This is a genomic window from Sulfolobales archaeon (assembly GCA_038897115.1).
GTDB lineage: Archaea > Thermoproteota > Thermoprotei_A > Sulfolobales > AG1 > AG1.
The window spans coordinates 1-7,732 of record JAWAXC010000098.1; the positions used below are offsets into that span (position 1 = coordinate 1).

Consider the following 7,732-nt stretch of genomic DNA (forward strand, 5'->3'; position numbering starts at 1 on the left):
GGCATATGGGCTTACATCGATCTCAGAGGGTCTTCTAAGCTCTACACCGAGCTCCCTAAGAAGATCTGCAAGACCCTGCAAAGCCCTATAATCAACATCAACAGCATCTCTGAAATATGAGAGCTCATCCATATCACCAGCCCTTGAAAGCATTATAGCCAGAGACCTGAGATCGTGGTTAACTATATACCACTGATTAACAGCAAACCTCTTAATCGCATCAACACCAAGCCTACCCTCCATAGCATCTCTAACGAATGGATGGTTAACAATCTCATTCTCAATAGATCTAAGAGACTCCCTAACCTCCCTATAGAAACCCCTAACATCAACACCAACCCCCATAACAAACACCAACCCAAGAAACATAGAGAGCTAATAAACAATCTATAGAGAAACTATAGAGCTGGAATTAAGATCTGTATATACAGGCAGATTATAGAATCAATAAGGGCTTTAACGATATAGGAGATCATAGCTGGCACCCCTTGCACTAGAAGGACGAGGTTTTCAGCTGGATGCATGTATTCCCATAGCTTTAGTAGTTCCCATGGGTTTATAGCTGGAAGCCTCGCTCTTAGATGCTTGTGGAATGTTGATGCATCTTTTTTATGCCTTTGTGGATATCCTATTTGGATAGTATGGAGGAGGTTCTCGACGTATTTGTTCTCGATCTAAGCTATGAGGTTGTTAGATCAGAGCCTCAGATAATTATATGGGGTATCGATGGCTCTGGTAATAGGGTTCTTCTGAGGGACAGGAGTTTTAGGCCATACTTCTACGCTGTTCTAGAGGATGATGCCCCTGTAGATAGTGTTGCTGAGATGATTAGGAAGCTGAGTATCCCATCATCCCCTATCACGGATGTTAGGAGGGTTGATAGGAGGTTCTATGGAAGGCCTGTTAATGTCCTCAGAATACAGACTGTGATCCCTGAGAGTGTTAGGGATTATAGGGAGAGGGTTAAGGGGCTTGCATATGTTAGGGAGGTTCTAGAGGCTGATATAAGGTTTGCCCTGAGATATATGATCGATAGGGATACCCCTCCAAGCACCTGGCATAGGTTTAGGGTTAGAAAGCTACCGAGAAGCGGTGACTACAGGGTTTCGGAGGAGTATGAGGTTATAGAGAGGATAGGCTATGGAGATATTACGAGGCCACCGAACCTAAGATCTGTTGCCTTCGATATAGAGGTTTATAACCCCAGGGGGTCTCCAAGGGCTGAGACAGATCCTGTGATAATAATAGGGGTTATGAATGATAGGGGCGAGCTCACACAATTCCTCGCAGAGGATCCAGGGCCAAGGGATTTGAAGCCCATTAGGGAGTTCATTGAATATATACTCGAGGAGGATCCAGATATACTTTTTGGATATAACAGCACATACTTCGACATACCATATCTCATGGAGAGATGTAAGAGGCACGGTATAAAGCTCGATATAGGGCGTAGAAAGGGGGCTGAGCCGAGGCCGAGTGTGTATGGCCACTACTCGATTCCTGGGAGGCTCCACATAGATCTATATGACTTCGCTGAGGAGATACACGAAGTTAAGATCAAAAGCCTAGATGCTGTTGCAGAGTATCTAGGCGTTATGAGTAGATCTGAGAGAACATATGTCTCGTGGTACGAGATAGCTAGATACTGGGATGACAAGTCTAAGAGGCCTATCCTGCTTAAATACTCAAGAGATGATGTTATATCAACACTTGGGATCGGGATGAAGATCCTGCCATTCGCGATCCAACTATCATCCCTAACAGGACTACCACTAGACCAGGTTGGCGCAGCCTCGGTAGGGCATAGGCTGGAATGGTATCTCATGAGAGAGGCATATAAATATGGGGAGCTGGTGCCAAACAGGGAGGAGAGGCCCTACGAGCCATATAAAGGGGCGGTTGTTCTAGAGCCAAAGCCGGGGATACATAGCAATATAGCTGTTATGGACTTCTCCTCTATGTACCCAAACATAATGATCAAATATAACATAGGCCCAGACACATATATATCAAACCCAGAGGAATGCGGTGAGGAGGGATGCTGGGAGGCTCCAGAGACAGGGTATCTCTTTAGAAAATCCCCTCCAGGGTTCTACAAGAGGGTTCTAGAGACCCTTCTAAAGCTTAGAAAAGCTGTTAGGGAGGAGATGAAGAAATATAGCATGGATAGCGTTGAATATAGGATCCTTGATGAGAGGCAGAGGGCTCTAAAGATACTTGCAAACGCAGCCTACGGCTATATGGGCTGGGTTGGGGCTAGATGGTACTTCAGACAGGGGGCGGAGGCTGTCACGGCATGGGGTAGGGCTACTATTAAAAGGGCTATAGAGATTGCGAGGAGTATGGGGCTTAACGTGATCTATGGCGATACAGACTCGCTATTCATAGGCTATGTCAAGGGGGTTGCGGAGGAGTTTGCAGAGAGGATCTCTAAGGAGCTTGAGATGGAGATAAAGATAGAGAAGATCTATAGGAAGGTGTTCTTCACAGAGGCTAAAAAGAGATACGTCGGCCTGACAGAGGATGGGAGAATAGATATTGTGGGCTTCGAAGCTGTTAGAGGTGATTGGTCGGAGCTTGCGAAGGAGATCCAGGAGAAGGTTGCAGAGGTTATCCTTAGAACAGAGGATATCTCAAAGGCTATAGAATATGTGAGGGGGGTTATAAAGGATCTTGAGGCTGGTAGAGTACCCATTGAGAAGCTCGTGATATGGAAGACCATAACAAGGCCTCTAGACGAGTACGAGGCTACAGCGCCCCATGTAAGGGCAGCTAAGATCCTCCTCAGCAAGGGTGGGAGAATAGCTATTGGGGATAAGATCGGATATGTCATTGTAAAAGGTGCTGGGAGGATCAGTGATAGGGCTATGCCATACTTCTTCGTAGATCCAAAGGATATAGATCCAACATACTATATAGATCACCAGGTTATACCAGCAGCCCTGAGAATCCTCGAATACTTCGGCGTGACAGATAAAACACTTAGATCCGGGGCTAAGAGTAGAAGCCTATTCGAATTCAAGAAATGAGAAGCCCTAGCCCAGGTTATATGGCTTTCCATTTTTGAGTATATCCTCGGGGATCCTGTCTTTATACTTCTGCAGGAAATCCCTATCCTCCTTCTCATTCCTATACATATCCGGGAGCATCCTTGGTATCTCATCAATCACAGGATACCATCTGCCACACTTGCCACATCTAATCACAGCTGTGACGATCTCTATGGCTATGCACTCCTCACAAGGAGTCTCGACCTTCTCCTTCGAAAGGTCTTTCTTTAGATAGCTACACCAAAGCTCGCAAAGAGGCTTCTCCCTCCCAAGCTCCCTCCTCTGGAGCTTCCTCTCCTCGATAACTATCAGCTCTAGCGGGAAGTTCCTGCACATAGGGCAGGCCAGGAGATCTAGGAGCCTGTACTTCACTATGTAACACCCCTCACTATCGAGAGAATCTCGCTGAGCATCCTCCTACCCTCATCCTCGCTGGGAGACTCGAGCATGATCCTCAGCACAGGCTCTGTGCCAGAGGGTCTCACAAGGAACCATCCACCGGGTGTGGCTACCCTAACACCGTCTACATCAACAACCTCGAAGCCCTTATAAACCTGTTTAACAGCCTCTACAGCCTTGAGAGCCTTGGATCTATCCATGGGTATCTTGGTCTTAACTATATATACCTTAGGAAACACCGAGAATAGCTCTGAGGCCCTCTTACCCGAGTATGCCATGGCCTCTAGGAAGAGGGCGAGCTTGGCACCCCCATCCCTGACGCTATGATGGAGCGGATATACAAAACCCCCGTTCTCCTCGAAAGCACATATACCCCCAGAGGCTCTGAGGCCCTCGACAAGCCTTTTAATCCCAACAGCTGTATAGGAAACCCCTATACCAGCTTTTCTAAGATGCTCAGCTACATATTCAGATGTTGAGACAGCTGTGACAACCCTTCTAGCCCCTCTATATCTCCCCATCTCCGCCAGGTGGATCGCTATTATAGAGGCGCTCCTATCCCCCCAATGCGCCTCACCATCCTCCGAGACAAATATAGCTCTATCTCCATCGCTATCGTGCCCAACCCCTAGATCTGCTCCAACGCTTCTCACAACCCTCGAGAGATCCCCTAGAGTCTCTGGGGTAGGCTCGTAGTGTCTTGAAGGGGTTGGAGATGGATCCGCGTTTATGGCTAGCACCTTAACACCCAGCCTCCTAAGGATCTTAGGTGTTGTATAAGCTGTCACACTGTTTGCAGCATCAACCACAACTCTATAGCCTTTAGAGGATATCCTCTGGATATCGACTAGAGAGGCTATCCTATCAACATATAGATCTGCAACCCCCTCGACCCTTTTAAGAGAATGGCTTGCCTCGACATAGTCAACCCTTCTAAACCTTGATTCAAAGTATATTGCCTCCACCTCCTCCTCAACATTATCGCTAACCTCTATACCATCGGATCCTATGAGCTTTATACCAACATATTCAGGCGGGTTATGGCTTGCAGTGAACATTACACCAGCGTCGAAGCCCATCTCCCTAACAGCGAGCTGGAGAGCCGGTGTGGGGATCTTTCCAGCATCATATACCCTGACACCGGTGCTTATTAGACCTGCTATACCAGCATGATATATAGCCTCGGTCCCGCCTCTATAGTCCGAGGCCACCAGAACCCTTGCCCCTGGCTTGAGATATGTGCCTATCGCCATACATAGCCTAGATGCCTCGACAACCCCTAGATCCTTGTTGAAAACCCCTCTAACACCGTCAGTCCCAAATAACCTGGGCATTTTCTATCCAACCAATAAATCTCTTTGGGGTTTTTATATGGGGTTTGGAATGCGTGTAATATGGTTCGACGCCCTCACATCTAAGCAGTTGTTGATAGCAGCGTCTCTCAAGAAATATCTCTCGCCAAGGGGATATGATGTGATTATAACCTCGAGGAGGTATGACGCTATAGAGGGGCTGGCTGAAGCCCTAGGAATCGATGCTATCCTGATCGGTGGATATGGGGAGACGCTGTATGAGAAGCTTAGGATAGATATAGATAGGATGTCAAGGCTACTCGAGATCCTATATCCAAGGCTCAAAGATCTAGTGGCTGGGGTTTCCTACCCAAACCCAGCCGAGGCTAGGATCATATATGGCCTTGGAAAACCCCTCATAATACTCTCAGACACACCACACTCGATCCATGCCAATAGGCTCACACTACCCCTAGCATCATATCTAATCTATAGCGAGTGTATAGAGGATAGCGAGTGGAAGCCCTACCTACTCCCCCACACAAGGATCGTCAGATACCCTGGTGTAGATGAGCTCAGCTGGATCTTCTACCTAGAGGATGCACAGGATGCAAGGCATATTAAGAGCCTCGGCCTAGATGAGAAGGGCTACGTGGTTATCAGGCCTGAGGAGAGCAAGGCATCATACTATACATGGGGATCTAGGGAGGATATATGGTTCAAACTAATCGATGGAGTACTATCTATGGGTCTCTCAGCAGTCTTCCTACCTAGATACGAGGATCAGAGGAGGATGGTTGAGGAGAGATATAGAGATACCGTGGCAAGGGGGAAGATAGTGATACCCCCACCCAGAAAAGCCATAGGGCCGGCCCTGGCAAAGCACGCAGTAGCAGTGATTACTGGGGGAGGGACGATGGCTAGAGAAGCTGCGCTCTATGGCGTCCCAGGGATCACTTTATTCCCCATGGAACTCTCGGTGGATAGATGCCTAGCATCTAGAGGAATACCTATATACAGAGTAGATAATGTGGAGAGGGTTCTCGAGATTATAGAGAGATCAGCTAGGGATCCCGATGCATATGTGGATAAGGTTAGACAAGCTATCCAGGGTCTAACCCCGCCTAACGAGATAATATATAGTGTGCTCAAGGAAATCTCGATCTAGAAGAAAATATATGATTTACTAATAAATAAATATATTATTCGCCTAATGCTATAATATGATGAACGATGCCCATGCCACGGGAACCCGGTATAGGGATAAAGCTATTAGTGGCTATAGGGGTTTCGATATTCATAGTATCAGCCCTGATAGGCGGGATCTCCCCCGATAGCATTAAAAACGCTCTCTACAGTTCCTTCAGCGAGAAGGCTAAAGAGATAGAGAATGCTGTGAGGGGCGGGAGCCTCCTACTCCTCCCCCTCCTGATATTCAGCAACAACCTAGTTGTATCCCTTATACTCCTAGCACTCTCCCCAACAATCGTAGGTCCCTGGACCTTCATGGCTTTCCAGGGCTTCGCCACAGGAGCGATAGTGGGGTACCAAGCTGTTGATGAGGGTATCACAAACCTAACATCCCTCATCCCAGGATGCACCTTATCCCCGGACAAGCTTACCCTTGCAAAGCTCGTTCTCCTGATCCCACACGGTGTCTTCGAGATAACAGGTGTGAGCATGTTCTTCGCATCATCCGCAAGGCTATCAATGGATATCCTTGGATATGCTATGTGGAAACTAGGTAGAAGATCTGAGAGGCCCAACATATCAAAGACACTAGGATCTCTTCTAATGCCGATCACAATAGGGATACTCCTCCTAGTAGTTGCGGCCTTCGTAGAATCCTTTATAACCCCCCTAATAGGGTTTATAACTATAGTATTTCTATGTAGATGAGAAGGTTTTTCCAACTCACAAAGGATTTAGAAGCCTAATTATAGTAGGATAAAAGAAACGTTTAAAGCCTATTGCCTCGATATTGAAATTATAACGTATATATTATACCTAAAGATCTTTTTTGATTTAAGCTATTTACATCTCTATCCCTACCCTTTTAGAGAAGTTATTTATTGTGATAGATACGATCTCGTTGTTCTTGATCCTCACTACTATATCTTCACCAACTAGAATTGCTTCATCTACCTCCTCGACCTCGTCTCCGAAGTTTATGTATAGCGTGTCCGCAGATCTATCGTAGTCTATCCATATATCATCCAGCTTTCTGATCTTATACTCCTTCTCCACTATACTCCCTATTTCTTGTCCCTTGGAGGTTTATAGATGTTTCTTAAGAACCGTGTTTAAACTGTTTATAGCGATCCATTGGGGGTTTGACTATGATCTGCATGCTTTTTTAGCTCATATGGGGTGCAAAATATATTTTTTTCTAACGCATATATATAGGGGTAACAGGTTAATGGCTATAAGAGGTTCTAATCTAGACTATATAGAGAGGAGAGCACTTAGTAATATGTACTCAATTATAGATCAGCTATCAGAGACTCTAGGGGCTTCTAGAGATATTGTGGAGAAGGCTAAGGAGATAGCTGTTAAATGTGTTGAGAAGAGGCTTCAGAGGGGTAGATCATATAAGTGTGTTGCGTTAGCAGCTATCTACGCAGCATCTAGAATAGCTGGAAAGCCTCTTCCAATCAAACAGATCTCCCTGGTTACGGAGACACCTATTGATGAGCTTAGATCCTGCTATAACTCGCTTCTAAAGGCCCTCTGGGGGGAGCTTAGATATGAGAGGCCTCCCGATCCTAGTGATTATATAGAGTCGATAGCAAGCAGGGTTGAGATCGATAGCGATGTTATAGCGGAGGCTAGGAGGATACTCGATATAGTTAGAAGGGAGATACCCTTCATGGGTAAGGATCCCACGAGCTATGCTGCCGCGGCAATCTATATAGCTGCGAAGAGGCTTGGGAAGCCAATTAGCAAGACAAGAGTATCCCTCGCAGCAGGGATCACCGAGGTTACTGTTAG

At 46.4% G+C, this 7,732-nt stretch carries 8 protein-coding genes; 4 read left to right on the plus strand and 4 right to left on the minus strand.

The features are described from left to right. On the minus strand, positions 1-345 hold a 345-nt coding region (locus QXE01_10300; GenBank protein ID MEM4971625.1), incomplete at its 3' end, for a TenA family transcriptional regulator. 296 nt (positions 346-641) lie between these two features. Here QXE01_10300 and QXE01_10305 point away from each other — a divergent pair. Continuing rightward, positions 642-3,029, plus strand: a complete 2,388-nt coding sequence (locus QXE01_10305; GenBank protein MEM4971626.1) for a DNA polymerase II — start codon at positions 642-644, stop codon at positions 3,027-3,029. 6 nt (positions 3,030-3,035) lie between these two features. Here QXE01_10305 and QXE01_10310 read toward each other — a convergent pair whose 3' ends face one another. Both QXE01_10310 and glmM read right to left on the minus strand, forming a co-directional pair. After that, a complete protein-coding gene (locus QXE01_10310) occupies positions 3,036-3,422 on the minus strand; it encodes a Trm112 family protein (protein ID MEM4971627.1) in 387 nt (128 codons plus the stop codon). Next, positions 3,422-4,783, minus strand: a complete 1,362-nt coding sequence (glmM, locus tag QXE01_10315; protein ID MEM4971628.1) for a phosphoglucosamine mutase — start codon at positions 4,781-4,783, stop codon at positions 3,422-3,424. The genes QXE01_10310 and glmM overlap by 1 nt, the downstream gene beginning before the upstream one ends. A 37-nt stretch (positions 4,784-4,820) precedes the next feature. Here glmM and QXE01_10320 point away from each other — a divergent pair, with 37 nt between their 5' ends. After that, positions 4,821-5,909 carry a DUF354 domain-containing protein gene (locus tag QXE01_10320; GenBank protein ID MEM4971629.1) on the plus strand — a complete coding sequence of 363 codons (1,089 nt, stop codon included), beginning with the start codon at positions 4,821-4,823 and terminating at the stop codon, positions 5,907-5,909. Positions 5,910-5,980: 71 nt separating this feature from the next. Beyond that, positions 5,981-6,640 carry a stage II sporulation protein M gene (locus tag QXE01_10325; GenBank protein ID MEM4971630.1) on the plus strand — a complete coding sequence of 220 codons (660 nt, stop codon included), beginning with the start codon at positions 5,981-5,983 and terminating at the stop codon, positions 6,638-6,640. A gap of 135 nt (positions 6,641-6,775) precedes the next feature. Here QXE01_10325 and QXE01_10330 read toward each other — a convergent pair whose 3' ends face one another. Then, positions 6,776-6,988, minus strand: a complete 213-nt coding sequence (locus QXE01_10330) for a DUF2283 domain-containing protein (protein ID MEM4971631.1) — start codon at positions 6,986-6,988, stop codon at positions 6,776-6,778. Positions 6,989-7,160: 172 nt separating this feature from the next. Here QXE01_10330 and QXE01_10335 point away from each other — a divergent pair. Next, positions 7,161-7,732 (plus strand): hypothetical protein (locus QXE01_10335; GenBank protein ID MEM4971632.1); only part of this gene is annotated, 572 nt, incomplete at its 3' end.